Origin of the sequence: Cryobacterium sp. Hb1 (assembly GCF_004403585.1) — a bacterium.
GTDB lineage: Bacteria > Actinomycetota > Actinomycetes > Actinomycetales > Microbacteriaceae > Cryobacterium > Cryobacterium lyxosi.
Genome location: NZ_SOHI01000028.1, coordinates 120619 through 146044, shown reverse-complemented (window position 1 = coordinate 146044; position 25426 = coordinate 120619). Strand labels below are relative to the sequence as shown.

Below are 25426 nucleotides of genomic sequence, written 5' to 3'. Positions count from 1 at the left end.
GCGACGCGATGAGGAGGGAGGAGCAGAGTGCGGTTAGCTGGTGTACTCGCCCACCGTGACCGAGACGGTGGTCGACTTGCCGTCTCGCACGTAGGTGAGGTCGGCGGTTCCACCAGCGGGGAGCACCCGCACTTGGGCGGTGAGGTCGATCGAGTCTGTGATCGGCACGCCGTTGAAGTTGGTGACGACGTCGCCCTCGGCCAGACCGGCCTTGTCGGCGGCACCGCCCGAGGTCAGCTTGCTCATGAGGGCGCCCACAGTGCTACTGGTCGAACTGGACGCATCCTTGACGCCCGCACCGAGCAGGCCGTGTGTGGCCGTTCCGTTGGCGATGATCTCCTCGGAGATGCGCTTGGCAAAGTTCGACGGAATGGAGAATCCGACGCCGATGCTGCCGGCAGCGGACGACGAGGTGGTGCTGCCGGCGCTGGCGATGGCCACGTTGATGCCGATCAGTTCGCCGCTGCCGTTGAGCAGGGCGCCTCCGGAGTTGCCCGGGTTGATGGCGGCATCCGTTTGAATCACTGGGAGGGCAATGTTCGCCGTGGCGGCCTGGGTTCCCTTCGACGGCGTGCCGTCCTGGTTCGGAAAGTCGAAGAAGAAGGGGTTCTGGCTCTGTCCTTCGTCGGGCGCTGTGGTGTCGGGTGAACTCGGCGCTGCCGAACTCGCGACGGTAATGCTGCGGTTGAGGGCACTGACGATGCCGTCAGTGACCGTGCCGGCGAGGCCGAGGGGGGCACCAATGGCGATGGCGCTGTCACCGACGTTGAGCTCGGAGGAATCGCCCCAGGTAATCGGGGTGAGTCCGCTGGCGTCGGTCAGTTTGATCACGGCGAGGTCGGAGATCGGGTCGGTACCCACGAGCGTGGCGGCGTACAGCTTGCCATCGTTGCTTTTCACTTCGACTTTCACGTCGGAGGCGGCCCCGTCGAGGGTGACGACGTGGGTGTTGGTGAGCACGTAGCCATCGTCGGTGAGGATCACGCCGGATCCGGTTCCGCCCGAGGAACTGCTGGACACATCGATGGTCACGACACTCGGCGAGGCTTTGGCCGCGACGGCGGTGATCTGGTTGACGCTCTTGGTGTCGTTCACCACGACATTGCTGGGGCCGGAGACCTGGCTGACCGGTACGCCGTTGTTTTGGCCATTCATTATGAGCGCGGTAATCCCGGCACCGGACGATCCACCGACGAGAGCACCAATGGCGAGCGCTGCGATCAACGCGACGCTGCCCTTGCGGCGACCGGGTTCCTTCGTCTTATTTGACGCGCAGGGCTGGCCGGGGAAAGCGTCCGTGGGATAAGAATCAGCGGTCGCATACGCCTGCGACGAAGCGCTCGGAGCGCCAGTGAAGCTCGGAGCGTTAGTGGAACTCGAGGCGTTAGTGGAGCTCGAGGCTGCCGCGGTCTCGACCGCGCGACCGAAAGCATCCGTCGGGTAGGCGACGGTTTGGGCGGTGTCGGGGACATCGTGAGTCGGCAGGGTCGGTGCGTTGACGACCGGGACAGCGGGCTCGACACTCGCCGGCGGCACGGCCGGGGACGTGGGCACGGCCGGGGACGTGGGCACGGCCGGGGCATCGGTGGGTGGGGTCGACGGTGGGGCAGTGGGTGGGGTAGCCTCGCCGGACTCATTCACAGCAAAAGCGGCGGTGTCATCAGCAGGATCAGGGGTGGTGCCAAAATCCTTGGTGTTGTCGGTCATCGGGTGCTCCTTCCAAGCGTTGCAAGCTTTGCGCCCAAACCTGAACGTTCAATATGTACAAGCTGAGAGCAGTCAATGATCAGGCCCAGACGTTGCCCAAGCGATAGTTTGGAAACCATGCAGAACTTCCCTCAGGCAAGCCAGCGATGACCATGTCCGGCGCGTGGCGACGCACGGCGCGCGGGGCCGGACTTCTCGCCGCTGACGGTACCGTTGCAGCGAGCATCTTCGCCGAGATGAGCGCACTCGCGATGCGTACCGGTGCGATCAACCTCGGGCAGGGTTTTCCCGATGAAGACGGGCCAGCCATAGTGCTCGAGGCGGCCCGCCAAGCCATCAGCGACGGAGTCAACCAGTATCCACCCGGCCGGGGCCAGCCGGTGCTGCTGGAGGCGATCGCCCGGCACCAGCACCGGTTCTACGCGTTGGACCTCGACCCGGGCAGCGAAATTCTCGTCACTGCGGGGGCCACAGAAGCTCTCGCGGCCACCATTCTGGCGTTGATCGAGCCGGGTGACGAAGTCGTCACCTTTGAGCCGTTCTACGACGCCTACGGCGGTCTGATCGGCCTCGGTGGCGGCATCCATCGACCGGTGCCGCTGCGGGCACCCGACTATCAACCAGACCTCGACGCGCTGCGGGCAACCGTCACCGACCGCACCCGGCTGATTATCGTGAACGATCCGCACAATCCCACGGGCGCGGTTTTCGCCCGGCACACGCTGGAGTTGATCGTCGAGCTCGCGCAACGGCACGACGCGATCATCGTCACCGACGAGGTGTATGAGCACCTCACGTTCCAGGCGCCCCACATTCCGATCGCCACCCTGCCGGGAGCGTGGGATCGAACGGTCACCATTTCTTCGGGCGGCAAGACGTTCAGCCTCACCGGGTGGAAGGTGGGCTGGGTCTCTGCCCCTTCTTTCATCATCACGGCAATCCTCGCGGTCAAACAGTTTCTCACCTACGTGAGTGCGGCGCCGTTCCAACCCGCGATCGCAGCGGGGCTCGACCTTCCCGATTCGTACTTCACCCACATTGCCGCCGAGTTGAAGCACAAACGCGATGTGCTTGCTACCGGGCTGCGCGCGGCCGGCTTCGAAATCACGCTGCCGCAGGGCTCATACTTCATCGTCGCGGATGCGACACCGCTCGGGTTCACGGATGGCGCAGAGCTGTGCCGACGCCTGCCGGAGCTGGTTGGTGTGGTCGCGGTGCCGATCACCGCGTTCTGCTCCCCGGCGAACCGGGCCGATTATGCGCCGCTTGTTCGGTTTGCCTACTGCAAGAAGATAGAACTTCTGGAGCAGGCGTCGAAGCAGCTCGCGGACCTGTCGCGACGCTAACCGCACACCCCCGCGTGCGTAACTCCTGCAACCCAACGCTAACCGCACACCCCCGCGTGCATAACTCCTGCAATTTCTGTGGCAGCGCGTTCTGAACCCCGAAATGACGCGGAATTCTCGCCGACGGCCCACGGATTGCAGGAGTTATGCACCCGACCGGAGTGAGTTGGGCTCCGCGAGGGGCTAGGAAGCGAGGGCGGGGTAGTCGGTGTAACCCTCTGCGCCGTCGGCATAGTACGTGAGCGGGTTGGGCTCGTTCACCGGCAGGTCGTCACGCCAGCGGCGCACGAGGTCAGGATTGGCGATGGCCGCACGACCAACGACGACGGCGTCGGCGACACCGTCGTGAACGATGGCCAGAGCCTCGTCGCGCTCGGTGATGGTGCCAAATCCACTGTTGATCAGGAAGACACCGCCGAAACGGGACCGCAGATTCTGTACGAATTCACCGCGCGGGTCGGCATGAAGCACGCTCAGGTACGCCAAGTCGAGCGAGGCGATCCCGTCGAGGAGAACACCGTAGGTGGCCGTGACGTCGGCGGCATCCGTTTCGAGCGCGTCTTGAATGTTGTGTTCGGGTGAGATACGCAGGCCCACCCGGTCAGCGCCGATCGCCTGAGCGACGGCGGTGACCACGTCGATGACGAACTGGGCGCGCTTTTCGGGCGAGCCGCCAAAGGAATCGTCACGCACGTTGGAGGCCGGCGACAGGAACTCATGCAGCAGGTAACCGTTGGCGCCGTGCAGTTCGACGCCGTCGAATCCGGCCGCGATGGCGTTCTTCGAGGCCAGCACGAATTCGTCCAGGATGCCGCCCAGCTCGTCGATAGTCAGGGCGTGCGGCACCGGGTAGTCCTTCTTGCCGTCATAGGTGCGTGTAAGGCCGTTGACGGCGATGGCACTCGGCGCGACGACCGGGTAGCCACCGGTGGTCGCTTCGTGGGTGACCCGGCCGGCGTGCATGACCTGGGCGACGATACGGCCTCCAGCAGCGTGCACTGAGTCGGTGACCGCTTTCCAGCCGGCAAGCTGTTCCGGTTCGACGAGCCCTGGCTGGCCGGGGAAACCCTGGCCCGCGTGGCTCGGGTAGGTACCTTCGCTCACGATCAGGCCGAGGGTGGCGCGCTGCGTGTAGTACCGGGCAACGAGTTCACCGGGAACACCCGACTGGCCGGAGCGGATGCGGGTCAGCGGCGCCATGACGAGACGGTTGGGAAGTTCGAGGTCGCCAACGTTCAGCGGAGAAAAGAGTTTCACGGACACTTCTTTCTAAATCATCCGGTCAGTCAGACCGGACATGTTCTTCTGGGAGGCTCCAGGGAAGTCCTGTGCATCCGTAGGCAGAACGGAACGCAGCGGCGCGATATTCCTGCCTGCCAATCAACTGTAAATTCGGGTTCCCGAATCATTCGAATCGGCAATCCGGTTTGACTGCGGCACCGAACTACCTCCATGAGCACCTTGATGCACCGACCAGCGACCCGCAACCGCCCCGTGGCACCGCTCGGTAGCATGGATGCTCCCGCGTCCGGCCCACAGGTGCCCATTCGACCACAGCCAGCCCCGCCGGCCACAGCGTTGGGGTATAGTCCCTTTCCCCTCGACGCCGATGCTCATCACTTCGGCCTCACCACGAGTACCATGCGTCTTCGGGGCGGAACGGTCGTGGTTCGGCACGGACGCCGCACCGCGAGCGACACGGCAACCGTTCTGCTGCACGGCGCCGCCGGCTCGTGGACGACGTGGACGCCACTGCTGCAGGCTGCCGATGCGACAGGCCGCGACCTGATCGATCTCATCATTCCCGACCTGCCAGGGTGGGGTGACTCTCCCGTGGCCACCGACGAGTCGCCATCTGGCGTCGAGTCGATGGCCGAGCTGGTCGCCGACGCAGCCCGCTCCCTCGGCTACGAACGCTGGAACGTTGTCGGTCACTCCATGGGTGGCTTTATCGCGCTGCAGCTGGCGGCAAGCGAAAAGCGCGCGACGACATCCGTTGGACTGGTCTCGGCCACCACATTCTCGATCCAGGACAGCGTTCGTCACCCGATACGCCAGTTTTCGATGCTGCCTGCGTTCACGGCACTGCTCCTGACCATGCGGATGCTGCAACTCGCCGGCCCCCTCGGCCGCGGCCTGGTGCGGGCTGTCGCGCGCCTCGGTCTGCTACGCGCCCTCGTAGCCCCGTTGTTCAGCCGTCCGCGGGCTGTCGCCTCGACGGTCGTCGCTGCGCTCGGCACCGAGGTCAGGCCAGCCCGTTTCGTTCGCGCGGCCGTGAGGGCCAGCGCCTACGACACAGCCGCCCGGTGGGCGCATATCTGCTGCCCGGTGCGTTCAGTGCACGGTGACCACGATGTGTTCGTGACGGCTGACGATGACGAGCGACTGCGCGCTGCGGTACCGAACTGCGTGATCAGCACCATTGCAGGAGCCGGGCATTTCGGCCAGATCGAACGCCCGCTCGAGGTCTTGCTCCGGCTCGAATTCGCCGATCCCCGGTCGATCCCGGCACCCGCGAGTCAGCCGAACACTTTCTCTAAACCTTGAATTTACCCCCCGAATGGAGGACAGTAGACGTAGTACTCGGTTCCTCGCTAACGGGTAGGCTGCGCTTACATTCGCTCCCGGTCAGCGCAACCGAGCAACGCGTAACCGATAATCGAAGTGGAAGTGGCGCTCGTGGGCTCCCTCACGTATGACCGTGTCGTCGTGGAATTCGAAGACCGAATGCTGGCACACCTACAGCTTGTGATCATCCAAAAGCTGCGCCGCGGCGAGAGCTTTCTGCTGTCCTGGCGGGACGCCGCTGTGGTCGGTGACGGCCGCAGCTCAGCCTGGCTGCACCCGGCGATTCCGCTATACTTTAAGTTTGCCGGCGGCCACGCACCGACTATCAACCCGAAGTGGATTGGCCAGCTGACCCGTTCGGCCAACAGCGCGCAAGGACTAGTCGTCACCGCCGAAGAAAGCGCCGCCGTCGACACCGACGCGGCGGCCAAGATCGAACCGTCCATCGGCATTCGAGTGGCCGCACAGACCCGTGCAACCAAGGCCAGCGTCACCAAACGCTGAGTATTCAGCGCGGAACGACGGCGAAGCGACGCAGTGCGAGGGCCGGATTGATCGCCCGTACGGCGGCGACACGCTCTGGCGCCACGAACGCGACGGCGACATCCGCGCTTTCACCAAGACTGACCAGGGCAACGCCCATCGGGTCGATGATGAGGCTTGTGCCGACGCCGGTCGGCGGTGTGTGATCGGCAGCGGCCAGAAAAACGGTGTTCTCCAGTGCCCGGGCCGTGAGCAGGGTGCGCCAGTGGTGTTCTTTGAGCGGGCCCCGCACCCACTCAGACGGCACGAGTACGAGGGTGGCCCCAGCATCGACGAGCCGACGCGTGACCTCGGGAAAACGCACGTCGTAGCAGGTTTGCAGGGCCACTCGCAGCCCGCCGACGTCAAAGATCTCCGGATCAGTCACTGTGCCCGGCAGCACCCACTGTGATTCGCGATCGCCGAACGCGTCGTATAGGTGCAGTTTGCGGTAGGTCGCCACGAGGCGTCCGGTTGGGTCGACAGCGACGAGGGTGTTGGAAAACCGGGCCGGGTCTGCGGTCGTTTCGAGCATGCCAGCCACAATATGAACGCTCAGCTCTGCGGCGAGCGCGGCCAACGACGTAACGAATTCTCCATCGAGTGGTTCGGCTGCCGCCACAAACGACGGCCCGAGTTTCGGCTCAAAGAAGGCGGAGTACTCGGGAAAGACCACGAGGTGGGCGCCGCGCCCGGCGGCCGTGGTAGCGAGCTGTCGCAGCACGGCGCGATTGTGCGCCCGATCGGGCCCCGGCGCGAACTGGGCGACAGCCACGCCGACCATGCTCGCTTCGGCGGTGCTGGCCTGATCACTTGCGGCGCCTGAAGTCATGGCGAAAGCCTAGCTGTTGGCGCAACACCGGCACCCCTGCCGAGGCCGACCAGTGAAAGGATTGCTCTTGGCAGGCAACTCGGGGGGTTTCGAAGGCTTTCGTTAACAATTGCTGGGTAGGTTCATAGGGTGACTTCCGTTCTCGCATCGCGCCTCACGGCGTCCCCGCTACCCGGACGATCCCTGTGGATGCGGCGCGCACCCGGCTGGTCGGCAGGTCTCGTAGGCCTTGTGGCTTGTCTAATCTCGTTCGCCTGGTCCTGGCAGCCGTCGTATTGGGGCGATGAGGCTGCGAGCATTATGTCGGCTGAACGATCGCTGACCTCGCTGTTTGGCATGCTCGACAACGTGGATGCCGTGCACGGCGTGTATTACCTGTTTCTACACGGCTGGATCGATCTCTTCGGCACTTCAGAGCTCTCCACCCGGCTGCCGAGCGCGATCGCGATCGGTGTTGCCGCGTCGGGGACTGTCGTTCTCGCTCGGTTCTTCATGGGGTCGCGAGTGGCGATCGGCGGTGGCTTGGTCTTCGCTCTGATTCCCCGGGTCACCTATATGGGCTCCGAAGCACGATCCACCGCTATCGCGACGGCTATCGGGGTCTGGCTCACCGTGCTGCTCGTGCACGCGGTGCGCAGCGAAGGCGCGCGTCGAAGCCACCAGATCCTGCTGTGGGGCGGATATTCCCTGCTGCTCGCGCTCGGCATCTACGTCTTTCTATTTTTGGCTTTGCTACTGCCGGTGCACGCGGTGGTGGTTCTGGTGCTGGCGCGAGCGCATCTTCTGTGGCGAAGCGTCGTCGTCTGGGTGAGCGCGAGCGCGCTCGGGCTGCTACTGGCCACCCCAATATTTCTGGCGGGTTCCGCGCAGCGGGAACAGATCGCCTTCATCGGCCGACGGCCACAGGTGACGGTCTCAGAGGCAGCGGTGATGCAGTGGTTCGACACTATTCCGGTGGCGATCGTGGCATGGGCGCTCATCCTCGTGGCAGTGCTCGCGGTGTTCCTGCGCGGTCCCGTCACCCATCGGTCCACCGGATTGCCCGGACGCGCTGGACTGGCAATTTTTGTGGCGTGGATGGTGATACCCAGTGCCATTCTGCTCATCGGCACCCAACTGGTACCGATGTATTCGTTGCGCTACCTGTCGCTCTGTGCCCCGGCGGTGGGCATCGTCATTGCCGTCGGCGTTGCAGCGCTCGCCAACAACTGGTTGCGGGCAGCGAGCGTAATGGCACTGGTGGCCGTGATCGTGCCTGCTTACGCCGCGCAACGCGGTGACTTCGGCAAAAACGAGGGAAGCGACTGGCGCCAAGCCGCCGACATCATCGCCACCGAAGCGACGCCCGGTGATGGCGTTGTCTTCGACCAAAGCGTGCGCCCGTCACGCGTCCCGCGGCTGGCCATGCATCTCTACCCCGAGGCCTTCGCCGGCCTGCGTGATGTGACCCTCACCCGCCCCTACGACGCCACGACCTGGCTGTGGGACGAGGTGGAACCACTGACCGACGCGCTGCCGGCCGTAACAGCCCTCGACCGCATCTGGCTCCTGCAATACTCGGGAAGTGGAGATTCGCAAAGAGGAACGGATGTCCGCACGCTCACCGTTCAAGGATTCCACGTCGCCCAGTCGACACTGGTAAACCGCACCCGCATCATTGAAATGACGAGGTAACGTCGTGCCTAACAACTCTGTGCCCACCACCCTGGTACTTGTACCGACCTACAACGAGGCAGAAAATATTGCCTCGATCGTGGATCGGCTGCGTTGCAGTGTGCCCGACGTGCACATCCTGGTCGTCGATGATTCGTCCCCCGATGGCACGGGCGCACTCGCCGACGGCCTGGCGGCCCGGGATCCGAGCGTTCATGTACTGCATCGCACCGAAAAGACCGGGCTCGGTGCAGCGTATCTCGACGGCTTCGGCTGGGGCCTTTCCCGCGGTTATACCCAACTGGTGCAGATCGATGCCGACGGCTCCCACCTGCCAGAGCAGCTCACGAGTCTGCTGGCGGCGGCCGACACGGCCGACGTCGTGATGGGGTCACGCTGGGTGCCCGGCGGGGCCATTGAGAATTGGCCCTGGCACCGGCGTGCGCTCTCCCGCGGAGGGTCGTTCTATTCCCGGTTGCTGTTACGACTGCCGCAACGAGACGCTACCGGTGGCTACCGGGTTTACTCGGCCCAGGCCCTCGAACGGATGGACCTTTCCAGCGTGGACAGCCTCGGCTATTGCTTTCAGATCGAAATGCTTCTGCACGCCGTGCGGGCCGACCTGCGCGTGGTCGAGGTACCGATCACATTCGTCGAGCGGGTACGGGGAGCGTCGAAGATGAGTCCACGCATCGCCGTGGAGGCGATGGCCCGCGTAACGCTGTGGGGCGTGATGGGTATGGGTATCAGCCGAACTGGCGCACGCGAGGCCGCTGCGGCCGCACGTCAAGCCTGAATTTAACGTATTTCGGTGTTTGGGTCGATTTGACTATATGATGGTCCCAGCAGTTAAAGTCACTTCGACCTTTACGACTGGATCCCCGTGCTGGAGCATCATCTGACCGAGCAGAGCCCGCTCGAGCATGGAAGCGCCCGAGCAACCCTGGCCGTCTCGACGGTGATCTTCACCCTGCGCCGGGACGACACGTCGGGACGCAAGACTTTGTGGCTGCCCCTCGTGCGCCGCACCCGCGAGCCACATCTCGGCCTCTGGGCGCTGCCCGGTGGCTGGCTGCCGGCCGACGAGGAGCTCGCCGCGGCCGCTGCCCGCACCCTGCGTGAGACAACCGATCTCTCGCCACGGTACCTCGAGCAGTTGTACACCTTCGGTGATATAGACCGCTCCCCCGGGCTGCGCGTGGTCTCCGTCGTCTACTGGGCGCTCGTGCGTTCCGAAGTCGCGGAGCGGGCATCCGTTGGAGAGAACGTGCGCTGGTTCGCGGCGGACAGACTTCCTCCACTCGCCTTCGACCACAACCGCATCGTGGAATACGCGCTCTGGCGGCTACGTACCAAGGTGGAATATGCCCGCATCGCCCACGCCTTCCTCGGCGACACGTTCACCCTCGCCCAACTGCGGGGGGTACACGAGGCCGTGCTGCAGAAAGCACTCGACCCGGCAAATTTTCGCCGGTCGATCGAGGCGAGCGGCAGCCTGATCAGCACCGACCAATATGTGGCCGGGGCGCGGCATCGCCCAGCACGGCTCTACCGCTACGACGATCGGGCCGCCGCGCACGACCCACCCGGACCGACTGTCTGAACCGCTGTGTCGCACTTTCCACCCCACCACTTTCAAGGAGCACGGCCATAAATATTCCCTCGGTCGAAACCACCATTCGTCTCATCAGCACCGGCAAAGTCGCCGGCAGCACGTGCAGCACCGACCTGGCGACCCCTCCGTGGGAGTTCGATGCCGGCACGCCCGGCTACGGACCCGGTTCGTCGATGGGCGACGTGATACCGGCCGGGTCGCCCCGTCAGGGCGCGCTGCCGGAGCGCTACCGCACCGCCTCACCGGAGGAACTCAGCGCACGTATCGTCGAAGCTAAAAACGTGCTCGGCGATTCGGTGGTCGTCCTCGGTCACTTCTATCAGCGCGATGAGGTGCTGCGCCACGCGGATTTCGTCGGCGATTCGTTTCAGCTGGCCCAGGCCACGCAGAGCCGTCCCGACGCAGCCGCGATCGTGTTCTGCGGTGTGCACTTCATGGCAGAAACCGCCGATCTGCTCTCCGGCGGCGACCAGGCCGTGATTCTGCCCAACCTCGCCGCCGGCTGTTCCATGGCCGACATGGCCGACATCGACTCCGTCACCGAGTGCTGGGAGCAGCTCGAGGAACTCTACGGCACGGCTCCGGATGCTTCCGGCCGGGTTCCGGTGATCCCCGTCACCTACATGAACTCCTCCGCAGCGCTCAAAGGCTTTTGCGGCGAGCACGGCGGCATCGTCTGCACCTCCTCGAACGCCCAGGCCGTGCTCGAGTGGGCGTTCGAACGTGGCCAGCGGGTTCTGTTCTTTCCCGACCAGCACCTCGGCCGCAACACCGCCAAAGCCATGGGCGTTCCGCTGGCGCAGATGCCGATGTGGAACCCGACCAAGCCCCTCGGCGGCAATACGGCTGCCCAACTCGATGACGCCCGGGTCGTGCTCTGGCACGGCTTCTGCAGCGTGCACCGCCGCTTCACCGTGCCGCAGATCCAGGCCGCCCGCGCTGAACACCCGGGCGTGCGGGTCTTGGTGCACCCGGAATGCCCGATGGAGGTCGTTGACGCCGCCGACTCAGCCGGATCCACCGACTTCATCGCCAAGACGATCGCCGCCGCTCCAGCCGGCACGACCTTTGCGATCGGAACCGAGATCAACCTCGTGAACCGTCTCGCCGCCGAGCATCCCGAGCATGAGATCTTCTGCCTCGACCCGGTGATCTGCCCCTGCTCGACCATGTACCGCATCCACGCCGGCTACCTGGCCTGGGTGCTCGAGGCACTCGTCGGCGGTGGCGAAGCGCCAGGTCAGGTTCTCAACCAGATCACGGTCGCGGCCGATGTTGCCGGTCACGCCCGGCTTGCCCTCGAGCGGATGCTCGCAGCCCGACCACCGGTTCTGGTCGGCGCCTGACATGGCGTCGATCCTCGTCATCGGCAGCGGCCTCGGCGGCTTGCTGGCCGCCGTGCGCGCAGCGGATGCCGGACACCACGTGGTCCTCGTCACCAAGTCGGTACTGCCAGAGAGCAATACCCGCTACGCACAGGGTGGCATTGCCGCTGCCCTGTTTCGGGACGACTCGGTCGACGCGCACGTGCTCGATACCCTGCGCGCCGGTGCCGGACTGTGCGAGCCGGCCGCGGTACGGGTGCTCTGCGAAGAAGGTCCGGCCCGGGTACGCGACCTCATCCGCTTCGGCGTGGACTTCGACCGGGACGAGTCGGGCGTGGCCCGCGGACTGGAAGCGGCACACTCACGCTCGCGGGTCGTGCACGCCGGCGGCGACGCGACCGGGGCCGCCGTCGAGGCTGCCCTCGTGGCGACCGTGCGACGCCGGGCCTCGATCGACGTACGCGAACATACGATGCTCGTCGACCTGTTGGTCGACGGCGGTGTCGTGGGCGGCGCCCGCGTTCTCGGCCCGGACAACATACAGCGAAGCGTCGAAGCCGACGCCGTGATCCTCGCCACCGGCGGTGCCGGCGCCCTCTACACTCACACCACCAATCCCTCGGTCGCGACCGGTGACGGGGTAGCGGCGGCGTACCGTGCCGGCGCAGACGTTGCCGATCTGGAGTTCTACCAGTTTCACCCGACCGCCCTGGCCGTGCCCGGCACCCCGCTCGTGTCCGAGGCGGTGCGGGGTGAAGGCGCCGTTCTGCGCAGTCTCCTCGCCGATCGCTTCATGCTCGATGAACACCCCGACGCCGAACTCGCGCCACGCGATGTCGTCGCACGTGCCATCGCCCGCCAGATGGAACGACAGGGCGGCGCCCCGGTAGCGCTCGACGCGACCGCGCTCGGACGCGAGCTGCTCGAAACCCGGTTCCCCACCATCACGACAGCCTGCCGGGCGGCAGGTCTCGACTGGGCGATCGAAGCCATCCCGGTGGCGCCGGCCGCGCACTACTGGATGGGCGGCGTCGCAACGGACACCTGGGCCCGCACCAGCCTGCCCGGGCTCTTCGCCGTCGGCGAGGTCGCTCGCACCGGAGCGCACGGCGCCAACCGGCTCGCCTCCAATTCTTTGCTCGAAGCGGCGGTTTTCGCCGACCGTGCAGTGCGCGCGCTCGGCCAGCCGTGGCCGACCGGCGCGACCCGCACCACAAATCGCCCCCATCCGCCGGTTGAACTCTCGACCAGCTCGATTCATGGTTTGCCCGACGAGACCGCCGTAAAATTACCGTCGGCTGACGCCAGCACGCTGGTTGATCGCCCCGCGCTCCAACAGCTCCTCTGGGACCTCGCCGGGGTGCACCGTTCGGGTGGCGGCCTGGCTACCGCCGCCGCCATCCTCGCCGAGTGGACCGCACCGGAACACACCAGCACCTCGGTCGCCGCCCTCGAAGACCGCAACCTGCTCGGTCTCGGCCGGTTGCTCGTGGCCGCCGCTTTGGCCCGCGAAGAGTCCCGCGGCGCGCACTACCGCTCGGACTTTCCCGAACCCCGACCCGAACTGGCCCGCTCAGTCTCGCAAGCACGACACGAACAACCACTCCCACTCGTTGCGGCCCAGGAGGCCATCGCATGCTGACCGACCATTCCATCACCGTTGTTGTGCAGGCCGCCCTCGACGAGGACGCCCCGTGGGGCGATCTCACCTCGGCCGTGCTCATTCCCGAAGACGCCGTCGCGACGGCCCGGCTCGAAGCGCGCGAACCGGGCGTATTCAGCGGAGGCGCCGTGTTCGCCGCCGCCTTCGCCCTGACCGACGCCCGCATCGAAGTACGCCAGTTCGTCGCCGACGGCGACCCGTTCGCTGCGGGTGCGACGCTCGCCGAGGTGACCGGCCCGGCCCGCGGCATTCTGCAGGCGGAGCGCATCGGCCTGAACTTCGTGCAGCGCATGAGCGGAATCGCCACCCTGACCGCCCGGTACGTGGCCGAGGCGGCTGGCACCCAGGCCCGCATCGTGGACACCCGCAAGACCACCCCCGGACTGCGCGCCCTGGAGCGGCAGGCCGTGCGCGATGGCGGCGGCCACAACCACCGGTTCAGCCTCTCCGACACCGTCATGGCCAAGGACAACCACCTCGCCGTGCTCGCGGCCGGGCCACTCGGCCTGACCGAGGCGCTGCTGGCCGTGCGCGCCCGCCTCTCGCACACCACCCACTTCGAGGTGGAGGTCGACCGCCTCGACCAGATCGAAGACGTAATCGCCGCCGGCATCGACACGATCATGCTCGACAATTTCAGCCCCGACGACCTGCTCGAGGGCGTCGCTCAGGTCGCCGGGCGCGCGATCGTCGAGGCGAGCGGCGGTGTGTCGCTGGCGACGGTGCGCGAGATCGCGGCATCCGGTGTCGATGTCATCTCGGTGGGTGCGCTCACGCACAGCGTGCACTCTCTCGACCTCGGCCTCGATATCGCCATTCGGGTGAACACGCCGGCCGGGTTCGCGCTTTAGACCCATGATCTACCTGGACAACGCCGCGACGACCCCGGTGCGCCGCGAAGCACTCGAGGCCCTGTGGCCGCATCTGACCGGCAGTTTCGGCAACCCGTCGAGCCACCATCAGGTCGGCGAAGCTGCGGCGGCCGCACTGCTGGAGGCACGGCGCAGCGTGGCGCAGTCGCTCGGGTGCCGCCCCGGCGAGGTCGTGTTCACGAGCGGCGGCACCGAAAGCGACAACCTCGCAATCAAAGGCATAGCGCTGGGCACCCCGCGCGGCCGCCACGTGGTCACCACCGCGATCGAGCACGAAGCCGTACTGGAATCCTGCGACTACCTGCACCGCCTGCACGGTTTCGAGATCACGCTGCTGCCGGTGGATGCCGTCGGCCGCGTCGACCCCGCTGGCCTGGCCCGCGCGCTTCGCCCCGACACGACCCTGATCTCCGTGCACTATGCCAACAACGAGGTCGGCACAGTGCAGCCCCTGGCCGAGCTGGCCGGTGTAGCTCAGGCCGCTGGAGTTTCGTTCCACACCGATGCGGTGCAAGCCGGCGGCTGGCTCGACCTCGATGTGACGAGGCTCGGCGTGGATGCGCTGAGCCTGTCCGGCCACAAACTCGGCGCTCCCCCCGGCATCGGTGCCGTCTTTCTGCGCGGGCGTCTGGCGATCGAACCGCTGCTGCACGGTGGCGGGCAGGAACGCGGCAAACGCAGCGGTACCGAGAACGTCGCCGGGGCGGTGGCTCTGGCCGTGGCGCTACGCCTGGCCGTCGCGGAACGCACTCTGGTCGCCAGTGGAACCGGCGCTCTGCGCGATGAATTTATCGCCACCGTGCTGGGCGAGACCCCGTCGGCCCGCCTCACCGGCCATCCCACCGAACGTCTGCCGGGCACCGCGTCGTTCGTGTTTCCGGGCACGAGCGGCGAGGCGGTGCTGCTCGAGCTCGAACAACGCGGCATCGTGTGTTCGAGTGGGTCCGCCTGCGCGGCCGGGAGCAGCGAGCCCTCACACGTGCTCACGGCGATGGGCCTGTCGGCCGACGTGGCTCAGACGGCGGTGCGGTTCACGCTGGGCGCTGGTACGACGGCGGCGGAAGCGGCCGCGGCCGCGGCATCCGTTCGCGCCGCTGTCGCCGCGGTGGCCCGGCTCGGCGCCTGAATTACTGACGATCGACAGCATGACCTGATATTGTCAGGACAATTAGCCAAACCGGTTGGCTTGTCAGCGAGGTATCAGGTGAGCGCGAAGGAAGAAAACACCCTACCCATGGGAATGTTCATGGATCTGGAACGGTCCGGGCCGATTCCGCTGTACTTTCAGGTTTCCCAGCGCATCGAAAAGGCCATTCTCAGCGGTGAGCTGCCCGCCGGTTCACGCCTCGAGAACGAGGTCGCCCTCGGCCAGCGCCTGGGCCTCAGCCGCCCAACCGTGCGCCGCGCCATCCAGGAAATCGTTGACAAGGGCCTGCTGGTCCGCCGTCGCGGCATCGGCACCCAGGTCGTGCACGGCCAGGTGACGCGCAAGGTCGAGTTGACCAGCCTCTACGACGACCTCACCAGCACGCACAAGGCGCCCTCGACCCACCTGCTGACCCTCGAATCGCAGGCAGCGGATGCGAAAACAGCCGAGCGCCTCGGAATCGAGGAAGGCACGCCCACGCTCCACTTGCGCCGGGTGCGCTTGGCCGACGACGTGCCAGTGGCCGTCATGGAAAATTGGCTGCCCGAGGAGTTCATCGGCATCGAACCCGAGGACCTCGTCGCGCACGGCCTCTATCAAGTTCTGCGATCCCGCGGCGTGACGATGCGCGTGGCCCGCCAGCACATTGGTGCCCGCAAGTCTACCAACGAAGAATCCGCCCTGCTGGAGATCGAGAAGAACTCGGCCCTGCTTACGATGGACCGCACAGCATTCGACAACTCAGGTCGCGCTATCGAGTTCGGTCAGCACTGCTACCGCCCCGACTTGTACTCCTTCGAAGTGACGCTGGTCGAGAAGTAGCGCAACGACGTCTGGCCGCCTGAACCCCCACAGGGTCAGCCGGCCAGATCTTTTCCTGAGGCGAGCTAGGAGCGAGCGAGCTCGTGCGCCAGCGCGTCGAGTTCTGCTCCGCCCGCCATGAGCTTGGTCATTTCCTCGATGGTGATCTCGCTCTTCTTGAAATCGCCGAGGCTGGTTCCGCGCTTGAGCAGCAGGAACCGGTCGCCGACGGGATAGGCGTGGTGCGGGTTGTGCGTGATGAAAACTACCCCGAGGCCGCGGTCGCGGGCCTGCGCGATGTATTTGAGCACCACACCGGCCTGCTTGACCCCCAGAGCGGAGGTCGGCTCGTCGAGGATGACGACCTTTGCGCCGAAATACACGGCGCGTGCGATGGCCACCGACTGGCGTTCACCGCCCGACAGGGTGCCGATCGGCTGGTCGACATCGCGCAGGTCGATGCCCATCTTGGCGAGCTCTTCTTTGGTGATCCGGCGCATGCCCTTGACGTCCAGCTGGCTGAACGGGCCGAACCCACGAGTCACTTCCGAGCCCAGAAAGAAGTTTCGCCAGACCGGCATCAGCGGAACCACGGCGAGATCCTGGTAGACCGTCGCGATCCCCAGATCCAGGGCCTCACGCGGGCTGCCGAAGGTGCGCTCGATCCCGTAGGCGAGCAGTTTGCCCTGGGTGTGGGCGTGCGCACCGGACAGAATCTTGATGAACGTCGACTTGCCGGCACCGTTGTCCCCCAGCACACAGAGGACTTCACCGACCCCGACCGAGGCCGACACACCCTGCAGCGCCAAAATGGAACCGTAGGTCTTGCCGATGTCTTGAACTTCGAGAATGGGCGCGGCAGCGGATGCTTCTGCGTGCGTCATGAGCGAACTCCTGCCTGGCGGCGTACATAGAGGTTGACGAGCACGGCCAGCAGCAGCATCCCACCGAGGAAAGCCTTGAGCCAGTTGTTGTCCCACTGGGCGAACACGATGCCCTGCAGGGTCATGCCGTAGATGAGGGCACCGAGGGCCGCACCGATGGCCGAACCGTAGCCGCCGGTCAGCAGGCAGCCGCCGACCACGGCACAGATGATGTAAATGAACTCCTGGCCGATGCCGGTGGTGGCCTGCACGGTCGATACATCGAACAGCTGCAGCATTCCGACCAGCCACCCGGCACCGGCCGTGGTCATGAACAGGCCCATTTTGACCTTCATGACCGGCACGCCGACCTGGCGGGAGCTGGTGATCTGTCCACCGACCGCGAAGATCCAGTTGCCTGCGCGGGTACGCAGCAGAATCCAGGTGGCGAGGGCGGTAATAGCGAGCCACCAGACGATGGAGATCTTTACGTCCATGCCGAACAGGCTGAAGGATGAGCCAAAGAACACCTTGACGGCATCGAAGCCGGGCACGGCGCTCATGCCCTGAATCGATACGGTGCCGGTGATGATCTTCGTGACGGCGAGGTTCACTCCCTGCAGAATGAAAAAGGTGGCGAGCGTCACGATGAAGCTCGGCAGTCCCGTCTTCATGACCACGAAGGCGTTCGCAGCACCGATGGCGAGGGCAATAGCCAGGGCCATGACCAGGGCGAGCCAGATATTGACGCCCCATTCGGTCGTGACGATCCCAACGATCAGTCCCGTTGTACCGACCATGGCACCGGCGGAAAGGTCGAACTCTCCGCCGATCATGAGCAGGGCCACCGCGACGGCCATGATGCCGAACAGGGATGCGGAGTAGAGCCAGGTGGCCACGCCCGCCGGTGTCAGAAACGCCTGCGTTGAGACCGAGAAGAAGATGAAAATGGCGAGGGCGGCAACCGCTGCGCCGACCTCGGGTCGGCGCAGCAGCGTGATGATCAGGCCGGCGGGCTTGATCCGTTCATCGGTCACCGCAGGTGCGGTGAGGGTCATCGCGTTCCATTCTTCGCGAACTTCGCGACCTGATTTGCGTTCTCCTTGGTAACGAAGCCTGGGCCGGAGTAGACCGGCAGACCGCCACCGACAACGTCGCCGTTGCGCGCCTGCAGGGTGAGGAACGTCACGGGGAGGTAGCCCTGGGAGTAGGGCTGCTGGTCGACGGCGAACAGGATCTTGTCGTCGAGGATCAACTGGGTGACGTCGGAGGACACATCGAAGGTCGCCAGTACGGCTGTGCTGGCGGCTTCCTCAATCGCCTGGCTGGCCGCGACGGCGATGCCCGGGTTCAGGGTGAGCACGCCATCGATGGACGAGTCCGCCAGAAGGCTGCTCTTAATGGTGTTCTGAGCGTCCGCGACGTTCGCGACGTCGACCTGAACGTTCGTGACCGTGCCGCCGAGGGTGTCCGCTGCACCATTGCAGCGTTCTTCCAGTCCGGTGTTGCCTGCCTCATGAATGATGCAGATGACATTGCTGACGCCGCCTTCGGCCAGCTGCTCCCCCGCGCCCTGGCCGGCGATGAACTCACTCTGACCGATGTGGGTCTGTGCACCGAATTCCTTGGACTGGTCGAGGCCGGAGTTGATCGTGATCACCGGTATTCCGGCGGCGATGGCCTTTTCAACCGCGTTCTGGACACCGTCGGGGTTGGCCATCGAGACGATGAGACCGTCCGGCTTCGCGGCGATAGCTGCGTCGATCAGCTGGCTCTGCTTTACCGGGTCGCCATCGCCTTGGTACGTGACGGTGACCCCCAAATCGGTGCCGGCCTGCTCCGCACCGCTCTTAACCACGTCCCAGAAGGTATCTCCTGGGGAGCCGTGGGTGACGACCGCGATCGTGACCTTGTCGCCGGATGCTGCGGCGTCGGTGGTCGTGGTGTCCGCAGTGTTGGTGGTGGCCGTGCAACCGGTGAGGGCGAGGGGCAGGACGACGAGCGCCGTCATCCAGCGATATTTGAGCTTCATGAGTGAATCCTCCATTGGATACATGTGAACAGTGCTGTGTGTGGTGCGGGTGGTGCCGTCGGGACTGAGATGTTTTAGGGAGTCGCCAAACCGGCGATAAAGTCGATGCTGGTGCGCACATCGGAGAGCGGGCCCTGGCCGATGGGTGGGTTTTCGGTCAGGATGGTGTCCTGCTCGAGCACGTAGTAGCCCGCATAACCGGCCGCCTCCAGCGAACGAACGATCGATGCGATGTCGATATCGCCGGATCCGAGCGGCGTGTACAGGCCCAGGCGCACCGCGTCGGTGTAGCTCAGGTCCTTGCGCTGTACCCGCTCGGCCAGTTCCCGGCGCACGTCCTTGAGGTGTACGTGGCTGATCCTGGCGGCGTTGCTGCGAGCCAGTTCAACCGGGTCGGTACCACCGATGAGAAGGTGTCCGGTGTCGAGGCAGAGCCCGATCTGGGAGCCGTTCAACACCCGCGCAACATCGTCGCTCGATTCGATCATCGTTCCGACGTGCGGGTGGATCGATGCCACCACGCCACGTGAGGCCGCCGTTTGCACCAGACGATCGAGGTTGACGAGCAGCGTGACCCATTCCTGCTCGCTCAGCGTCGGCCTCGAGTCGTAACCGACCTGGCCGGTGTCGGCCGAGAGAACGAGCCGGGTTGCCCCGGCCGCGACGAACGTGTCGAGTTCAGCTTCGATAGCCGGAACGGGATCGATATCCACGTCGTGCAGCACAATCGGCACGAATCCGCCGACGGCCTTCAGCCCGGCATCGGAGAGAGTCGCCGATTTGTCGCTGGGACTGTCCGGAAGAAATCCTTCGGGGCCGAATTCCGTGGCTACGACACCGAGTTCTCGCATCTCGCCAAGAACGCGCTCGGGGGTGAGCTGAAATCCCCAACCAGGAACTTCGCACACGCCCCAGGAAATCGGTGCGGCGGCGATGCGGCTCAAGAGATTAGCGGATGCCTCGACCACGTTCAGCGCCTGACTTCGTCGAGGCGCACCGGGCGACCTTCGGCACGGGACTGCTCGGCGGCCTCGGCGATATAGAGCGCTTCGAGGGCGTCTCGCGGGGTGCACGGACTTGCGGTTTCACCCGCAACGACGGCGACGAATCTTGCGAGCTCTGCTGCGTAGGCGGGAGCGAATCGTTCCTGAAAGTTCGGCCAGGCGGACTCATTGGGAAAGCTAACGCCCGGCTCAGCGCTGGTCAGTGGAACGCGCTCGTCGAGTCCAACCGATCGGTTTCCGAGGCTTCCGGCGAGTTCCATGCGCACGTCGTAGCCAGCGCCGTTGTAGCGCGAGCCCTGCACCGTGACCAGCGTGCCATCGTCAAGGGTGAGCAGGGCGGCGGACTCGTCGACGTCGCCGGCGTCGGCGAAGAAGGAGGCACCGCGGTTGGCGCCGGTCGCGAATACCGCAGCGACCTCGCGGCCGGTGACCCAGCGCAGAATGTCGAAGTCATGAATGTGGCAGTCGCGGTAGATTCCACCGCTGTTGGGAATGTACTCCGCCGGCGGTGGCGTCGGGTCGCAGGTCAACAGATGCATCCGACGCAATTCGCCGATGTCACCCGACTGCAGGGCACGCTTGGCTTCCACATAACCAGCGTCGAACCGGCGCTGGAATCCGATCTGCACCGGAACGTCGTGACGCTCGACCTCTTCGACGAGCGCGATGCTCGAAGCGATGTTTTCGGCGAGCGGCTTCTCACAAAAGGTGGGGATACCGGCGCGCACGGCCCGCACGATGAGCTCGGCGTGGGCCGAGGTCGGGGCGGCAATCACAATGCCGTCCGGCTTCGAGGCGAATGCATCGTCGATCGTGGCGGATGCTGAGCCGACCGAAACGGCAGCGGCAGCGGCGCGGGCCGGATCGAGGTCGGCGATCAGGAGGTCGGTGACACCGGACTGTGCCTTCAACGTGCCGACGTGGGAGAGCCCGATCCTGCCGGCACCCAGAACTACGAATCGCACTTTATTGCCTCCACATCAAATTTGTTTTATTGTCCTAATGTTGTCGCTTTTGACCACGGTATACGGTTGCGAAACCGCCGTCAAGTGTTTGTCTTAACATTCGAACAAATCTTTTCGACATGGGCTAGGCCCCTAGATAGGGGCGCTGATTTTCACGCTGCGCGACGTATTCCGCGCGTGCTCGTGTCGTGCTCTCGAGGGCAGAGGCTTCGGCCACCGGCACGTCCCACCAACTCTCCGTATCGGGCGAAAACAGGAGGGGGTCGCTATTGATATGAATCAGGGTCGCCGTTGTGGAAGCCTTCGCCGTTGCCACGGCCGCGGCCAGTTCAGCGATGGCGTTTGGCCCGGGCTCCACCCTGATCACGGCTATCCCGAGACTTGCCGCGTTGGCAGCCAGGTCGATCGGCAGCGTCACATCCGTTTCGAAATTGTTGTGGGACTTGTCCTGAAAACGGTATTGCGTGCCATAGCGCTGCGAGCCGACTGTGTCGCTCAGATGGCCGATGGACGCGTAGCCGTGATTTTGCACGAGCACGATAATGAATTTTAGGCCCTCCGCCACAGCCGACACGATCTCCGTGTGCATCATGAGATAAGAACCGTCGCCAACCATAACGATCGAGTCGCGATCCGGGGCAGCCCGCCGCACACCGATACCTCCGGCGATCTCGTACCCCATGCAGGAGAAGCCGTATTCCACGTGGTAGCCGAGTTCGTCGCGTACCCGCCAGAGCTTGTGCAGGTCGCCAGGCAGCGAACCGGCCGCGCACACGACGACATCGCGCGGGTCGGAGGCCTGTTGCACCGCACCAATGATCTCGGACTGGGCCGGCAACGGCCGCCTACTCGGGGCGATGGCCGCATCGACGACCGTATTCCACTCCGCCTTCTCCAAGCGGATGCGATCGGCGAATTCAGCGTCGACCCGGTACCGATCGAGACCCGCGGTGAGTTCATGGAGTGCTTCCCGGGCATCCGCTACCACCGAAATTGCCGCGCCATGCTTGATCGCGTCGAAGGACGCTACGTTGATGTTGACGAAGCGCACGCCGGCGTGCTGGAAGGCGGTGCGGCTGGCGGTCGTGAAGTCGCTGTACCGCGTGCCGATCCCGATGACTAGGTCGGCGTCACGGGCGATGCGGTTGGCGGCGGTGGTGCCGGTAGCCCCCACCGCGCCGAGGCACTGTGGGTGGTCCCAAACCAGGGATCCGACGCCAGCCTGCGAGGTTCCGACAGGAATGCCGGTCAGCTCGACGAACGCCGCAAGCGCCGCAGCCGCATCGGAGTAGATGACGCCGCCGCCGGCGACGATCATGGGGCGTTTGGCCTCGTGAATGGCGCGCACGACCTGGTCGATGATGCCGCGATCCGGCCGGGGGCGACGGATCGGCCACTCGCGGTCGGCGAGAAACTCCACCGGCACGTCCAACGCTTGCGCCTGCACGTCCTCGGGAAGGCACAGCGTGACCGCGCCGGTTTCGACCGGATCAGTGAGCACCCGCAGGGCGCCGATGGCCGCCGAAAACAGCTGTTCGGGGCGCTGCACCCGGTCGAAGAACCGCGACAGGGGCTTGAAGGCATCGTTCACGCTGACGCTCGCGTCGTTCGGAAGCTCGAGCTGCTGCAGCACCGGGTCAGCCGCCCGGGTAGCGAACGTGTCGGAGGGAAGAAGCAGAACGGGCAAACGGTTAATTGTCGCGAGGGCGGCACCGGTGAGCATGTTGGTGGCACCCGGCCCCACCGAGGCAGTGCAAGCGAAGGTCGAACGACGCCGACGCATCCTGGCGAAAGCCACAGATTCATGCACCATCCCCTGCTCGTTGCGCGCCTGATGATATGGCATCAGCGTGGGGTCCTCGACGGAGAGCTGCTTGAGGGCCTGACCGATGCCGGCAACGTTTCCGTGGCCGAAGATGCCGAAGGTTCCCACGATGGTGCGTTCGCGCACGTCGCCGTCGACCGTGTACTGGTGCGCGAGAAACTCGATGAGTGCCTGGCTGACTGTCATACGACGAGTAGTCACTACGTTGTGTCCTTTCGGGTACTGCCGGTCGCTGCCGGAAAAAATCGGATTATGACGTGTACGGAAGCCTGGAATCGAATTTCTGGCCGACCCAGGTATCGCGGATCCAGCCGTGCGCCGGATCATCGCTGATGCGCCACGAGCGGTCGGGATCCGGCCCTGCCATCACGTTGAGGTAGTAGAGGTCATAGCCGGGGGCCGCGACGCAGGGGCCGTGCCAGCCGAATGGCACGAGGGCGACGTCGCCGGTGTGCACCTCCGCCATGATGTCGATGTCTCCGGCCTCGGAGGAATACGTGCGCATGAGGCCGAACGGACTCGCCGTCTCCGGCGCGACCTGGCCGCGGGTGACGGCGGTCTCGAAGTAGTAGATCTCCTCGAGGCTCGACTCCACGCCGGGTGTGTACTCGTCATGCTTGTGCGGCGGGTAACTCGACCAATTCTCCGCCGGGGTGATCACCTCACACACGATCAGCCGGTCGGCCGCGAGGCTGCCCGGGGTACCGAAGTTGTGCACCTGGCGGCTGGAGCGACCAGCTCCGCGCAGCTCGATCGGGACATCCGCTTTCGGAATGTAAGCCACTGGAAGTGCCTGGTCGGTCGGCGCTTCAGCCACAGCCACCCGGCCAGCACCTTCGATCGAGAGCGCGGTGCCGGTGGGCAGGTACAGCGTGTCAGTGGGGCCGTGAAAAACGGATGCTCGCCCCGCGAGCGCCTGCACGCGCGCCTCGGTCTCCCCCGCGAGCGTGTAGCGCACCGTGAACGACCCGGCCAGGGGAACCACGATGCGTTCGACGGCTTCTGCGGCCAGCGACACGGAGTCTCCTGCGGCGAGGGCGGCGACGCGGATACCGGTGTAGCGCCATCCGCTGATGGACTTATCGACGACGGATTCCCAGCCGTCACGCTCAAGGGAGCCCTGGGCATAGAACCAGTCAGCGGATGGCATTGTCATTATTGTGCTTTAACCGTTCTGCGGGAAGCCGAGGTTGATGCCGCCGTGACTCGGGTCGAGCCAGCGGCTGGTGATGGCCTTGCCGCGGGTGAAGAAGTGCACGCCCTCGACGCCGTGCGCCTTGGTGTCGCCGAACAGCGAGTTCTTCCAACCGCCGAACGAGAAGTAGGAGACGGGCACCGGGATGGGCACGTTGATGCCGATCATGCCCACCTCGATCTCGTTCTGGAAGCGGCGGGCCGCGCCGCCGTCGTTGGTGAAGATGGCCGTTCCGTTGCCGAAAGCACCGGAGTTGATCAGGTCAACGCCCTCTTCGTAGCTCGCCACGCGTACCACCGACAGTACCGGCCCGAAGATCTCTTCGGTGTACGCTTTCGACGTCACCGGCAGGGCATCGATTAAGGTCGGGCCGAGCCAGAACCCATTCGGGTCACCGTCGACCTCGATGCCGCGGCCGTCGACGACGATGTTGGCGCCGTCTTCCTTCGCGATCTCGATGTAGCTGGCAACCTTGTCTCGGTGCACCTCGGTAACGAGCGGGCCCATGTCGCAGGAACGACGACCGTCGCCCACGGTGAGGGTATTCATGCGGGTGACGATCTTCTCGATCAGCACGCCGGCGACGGGCTCGACCGCGACGATCACGCTAATAGCCATGCAACGCTCCCCCGCGCTGCCGAAGCCCGCGTTGATAGCGGAGTCGGCGACGAGGTCGAGGTCCGCGTCGGGCAGCACCAGCATGTGGTTCTTGGCGCCGCCGAGAGCCTGAATGCGTTTGCCGTGGCGGGTGCCGGTTTCGTAGACGTACTGGGCGATCGGGGTCGAGCCCACGAAGGAGATCGCCTTCACGTCGGGGTGCTCGAGCAGGCCATCGACGGATTCCTTGTCACCCTGCAGCACGGTGAACACGCCATCGGGGAGGCCGGCCTCCTTGAGCAGCTTGGCCATCCAGATAGCTGCGCTTGGGTCTTTCTCGCTCGGCTTGAGGATCACCGAGTTGCCGGCCGCGAGAGCGAGCGGAAAGAACCACATCGGCACCATGGCCGGGAAGTTGAAGGGGCTGATCACGGCAACGACGCCGAGAGCCTGGCGGGTGGAATACACGTCGACGCCAGTCGAGACGTTTTCGGAGTAGTCGCCCTTGAGCAGGTGCGGAATGCCGCAGGCGAATTCCACGACTTCCTGGCCGCGGGAGATCTCACCGAGCGCGTCGGAGAGTACTTTACCGTGCTCGCTCGTGATGATCTCGGCCATTTCACCCTTGCGGGCATTCAGCAACTCGCGAAAGCTGAACAGAACCTGCTGGCGCTTGGCCATGGACAGGTCGCGCCAAGCTGGAAAGGCGGCCTTGGCGCTGGCGATGGCGGCCGCGATCTCGGCCTGGTCGGCGAGCGACACGTTCTTGCTGACCGTGCCGAGGGCGGGGTCGTAGACCGGCGCGGTGCGGCCGGAGGTTCCCGGCTGTTCCTTTCCGTCGATCCAGTGCGCGACGAGGGCTAAATCCGTGACTATTGCGGGCATGGGTGCTTC

At 65.2% G+C, this 25426-nt stretch carries 22 protein-coding genes; 11 read left to right on the top strand and 11 right to left on the bottom strand.

Annotated features, from left to right (window positions below; genetic code table 11):
• Positions 1-33: 33 nt before the first annotated feature.
• Positions 34-1707, bottom strand: coding sequence for a trypsin-like peptidase domain-containing protein (locus tag E3T38_RS11760; protein ID WP_134548364.1), 1674 nt, complete (start codon positions 1705-1707; stop codon positions 34-36).
• 146 nt (positions 1708-1853) lie between these two features.
• On the opposite strand from E3T38_RS11760, the gene E3T38_RS11755 reads away from it, so the two are divergent.
• Positions 1854-3053 (top strand): aminotransferase class I/II-fold pyridoxal phosphate-dependent enzyme, encoded by a 1200-nt coding sequence (locus E3T38_RS11755; protein ID WP_134548363.1) that lies wholly within the window; start codon positions 1854-1856, stop codon positions 3051-3053.
• Between the two features lie 183 nt (positions 3054-3236).
• On the opposite strand, the gene E3T38_RS11750 is transcribed toward E3T38_RS11755, so the two are convergent.
• Entirely contained in the window at positions 3237-4310 is a 1074-nt protein-coding gene (locus E3T38_RS11750) for an alkene reductase (protein WP_134548362.1), read from the bottom strand.
• A 195-nt stretch (positions 4311-4505) separates the two neighbouring features.
• On the opposite strand from E3T38_RS11750, the gene E3T38_RS11745 reads away from it, so the two are divergent.
• Together E3T38_RS11745 and E3T38_RS11740 are read left to right on the top strand one after the other, a co-directional pair.
• Positions 4506-5600: an alpha/beta fold hydrolase gene (locus E3T38_RS11745; RefSeq protein ID WP_134548361.1), complete on the top strand. Its 1095-nt coding sequence runs from the start codon at positions 4506-4508 to the stop codon at positions 5598-5600.
• Positions 5601-5732: 132 nt separating this feature from the next.
• Positions 5733-6125: an ATP-dependent DNA ligase gene (locus E3T38_RS11740; protein WP_241984436.1), complete on the top strand. Its 393-nt coding sequence runs from the start codon at positions 5733-5735 to the stop codon at positions 6123-6125.
• A gap of 4 nt (positions 6126-6129) precedes the next feature.
• Here E3T38_RS11740 and E3T38_RS11735 read toward each other — a convergent pair whose 3' ends face one another.
• A complete protein-coding gene (locus E3T38_RS11735) occupies positions 6130-6975 on the bottom strand; it encodes a carbon-nitrogen hydrolase family protein (protein WP_198417346.1) in 846 nt (281 codons plus the stop codon).
• A gap of 129 nt (positions 6976-7104) precedes the next feature.
• Between E3T38_RS11735 and E3T38_RS11730 the strand changes: the two genes are divergently transcribed.
• The 8 genes from E3T38_RS11730 (at position 7105) to E3T38_RS11695 (ending at position 16072) form a co-directional block, all read left to right on the top strand.
• The gene (locus tag E3T38_RS11730) at positions 7105-8649 is read left to right on the top strand and encodes a glycosyltransferase family 39 protein (RefSeq protein WP_134548360.1); all 1545 of its coding nucleotides are present in this window, start codon (positions 7105-7107) and stop codon (positions 8647-8649) included.
• A gap of 4 nt (positions 8650-8653) precedes the next feature.
• Positions 8654-9424 carry a polyprenol monophosphomannose synthase gene (locus E3T38_RS11725; RefSeq protein ID WP_241984435.1) on the top strand — a complete coding sequence of 257 codons (771 nt, stop codon included), beginning with the start codon at positions 8654-8656 and terminating at the stop codon, positions 9422-9424.
• Positions 9425-9511: 87 nt separating this feature from the next.
• Positions 9512-10231: an NUDIX domain-containing protein gene (locus tag E3T38_RS11720; RefSeq protein ID WP_241984434.1), complete on the top strand. Its 720-nt coding sequence runs from the start codon at positions 9512-9514 to the stop codon at positions 10229-10231.
• A 53-nt stretch (positions 10232-10284) separates the two neighbouring features.
• Positions 10285-11589, top strand: a complete 1305-nt coding sequence (nadA, locus tag E3T38_RS11715) for a quinolinate synthase NadA (RefSeq protein WP_134548359.1) — start codon at positions 10285-10287, stop codon at positions 11587-11589.
• 1 nt (position 11590) lies between these two features.
• Positions 11591-13210, top strand: coding sequence for an L-aspartate oxidase (nadB, locus tag E3T38_RS11710; RefSeq protein ID WP_134548358.1), 1620 nt, complete (start codon positions 11591-11593; stop codon positions 13208-13210).
• A complete protein-coding gene (gene nadC / locus E3T38_RS11705; protein ID WP_134548357.1) occupies positions 13204-14082 on the top strand; it encodes a carboxylating nicotinate-nucleotide diphosphorylase in 879 nt (292 codons plus the stop codon). The genes nadB and nadC overlap by 7 nt, the downstream gene beginning before the upstream one ends.
• A gap of 4 nt (positions 14083-14086) precedes the next feature.
• The gene (locus E3T38_RS11700) at positions 14087-15229 is read left to right on the top strand and encodes a cysteine desulfurase family protein (protein ID WP_134548356.1); all 1143 of its coding nucleotides are present in this window, start codon (positions 14087-14089) and stop codon (positions 15227-15229) included.
• A 108-nt stretch (positions 15230-15337) separates the two neighbouring features.
• On the top strand, positions 15338-16072 hold the full coding sequence (locus E3T38_RS11695) for a GntR family transcriptional regulator (RefSeq protein WP_134548543.1): 735 nt from the start codon (positions 15338-15340) through the stop codon (positions 16070-16072).
• A 65-nt stretch (positions 16073-16137) separates the two neighbouring features.
• Here the strand turns inward: E3T38_RS11695 and E3T38_RS11690 are convergent, their stop codons facing one another.
• The 8 genes from E3T38_RS11690 to E3T38_RS11655 all read right to left on the bottom strand — a co-directional run bounded on the left by E3T38_RS11690 (position 16138) and on the right by E3T38_RS11655 (position 25417).
• Positions 16138-16935, bottom strand: coding sequence for an ATP-binding cassette domain-containing protein (locus E3T38_RS11690; protein WP_134548355.1), 798 nt, complete (start codon positions 16933-16935; stop codon positions 16138-16140).
• Positions 16932-17972, bottom strand: coding sequence for an ABC transporter permease (locus E3T38_RS11685; RefSeq protein ID WP_134548354.1), 1041 nt, complete (start codon positions 17970-17972; stop codon positions 16932-16934). Before E3T38_RS11685 ends, E3T38_RS11690 begins: the two co-directional genes overlap by 4 nt.
• Positions 17969-18946 (bottom strand): sugar ABC transporter substrate-binding protein, encoded by a 978-nt coding sequence (locus tag E3T38_RS11680; protein ID WP_134548353.1) that lies wholly within the window; start codon positions 18944-18946, stop codon positions 17969-17971. Before E3T38_RS11680 ends, E3T38_RS11685 begins: the two co-directional genes overlap by 4 nt.
• A gap of 74 nt (positions 18947-19020) precedes the next feature.
• Positions 19021-19914, bottom strand: a complete 894-nt coding sequence (locus E3T38_RS11675) for a TIM barrel protein (RefSeq protein ID WP_241984433.1) — start codon at positions 19912-19914, stop codon at positions 19021-19023.
• Positions 19915-19916: 2 nt separating this feature from the next.
• On the bottom strand, positions 19917-20915 hold the full coding sequence (locus E3T38_RS11670; protein ID WP_134548352.1) for a Gfo/Idh/MocA family oxidoreductase: 999 nt from the start codon (positions 20913-20915) through the stop codon (positions 19917-19919).
• 124 nt (positions 20916-21039) lie between these two features.
• Positions 21040-22926: a 3D-(3,5/4)-trihydroxycyclohexane-1,2-dione acylhydrolase (decyclizing) gene (gene iolD / locus E3T38_RS11665; RefSeq protein ID WP_134548541.1), complete on the bottom strand. Its 1887-nt coding sequence runs from the start codon at positions 22924-22926 to the stop codon at positions 21040-21042.
• Positions 22927-22990: 64 nt separating this feature from the next.
• Positions 22991-23896, bottom strand: a complete 906-nt coding sequence (gene iolB, locus E3T38_RS11660; RefSeq protein WP_166805503.1) for a 5-deoxy-glucuronate isomerase — start codon at positions 23894-23896, stop codon at positions 22991-22993.
• A gap of 9 nt (positions 23897-23905) precedes the next feature.
• Positions 23906-25417 carry a CoA-acylating methylmalonate-semialdehyde dehydrogenase gene (locus E3T38_RS11655; RefSeq protein WP_134548350.1) on the bottom strand — a complete coding sequence of 504 codons (1512 nt, stop codon included), beginning with the start codon at positions 25415-25417 and terminating at the stop codon, positions 23906-23908.
• Positions 25418-25426 lie beyond the last annotated feature (9 nt).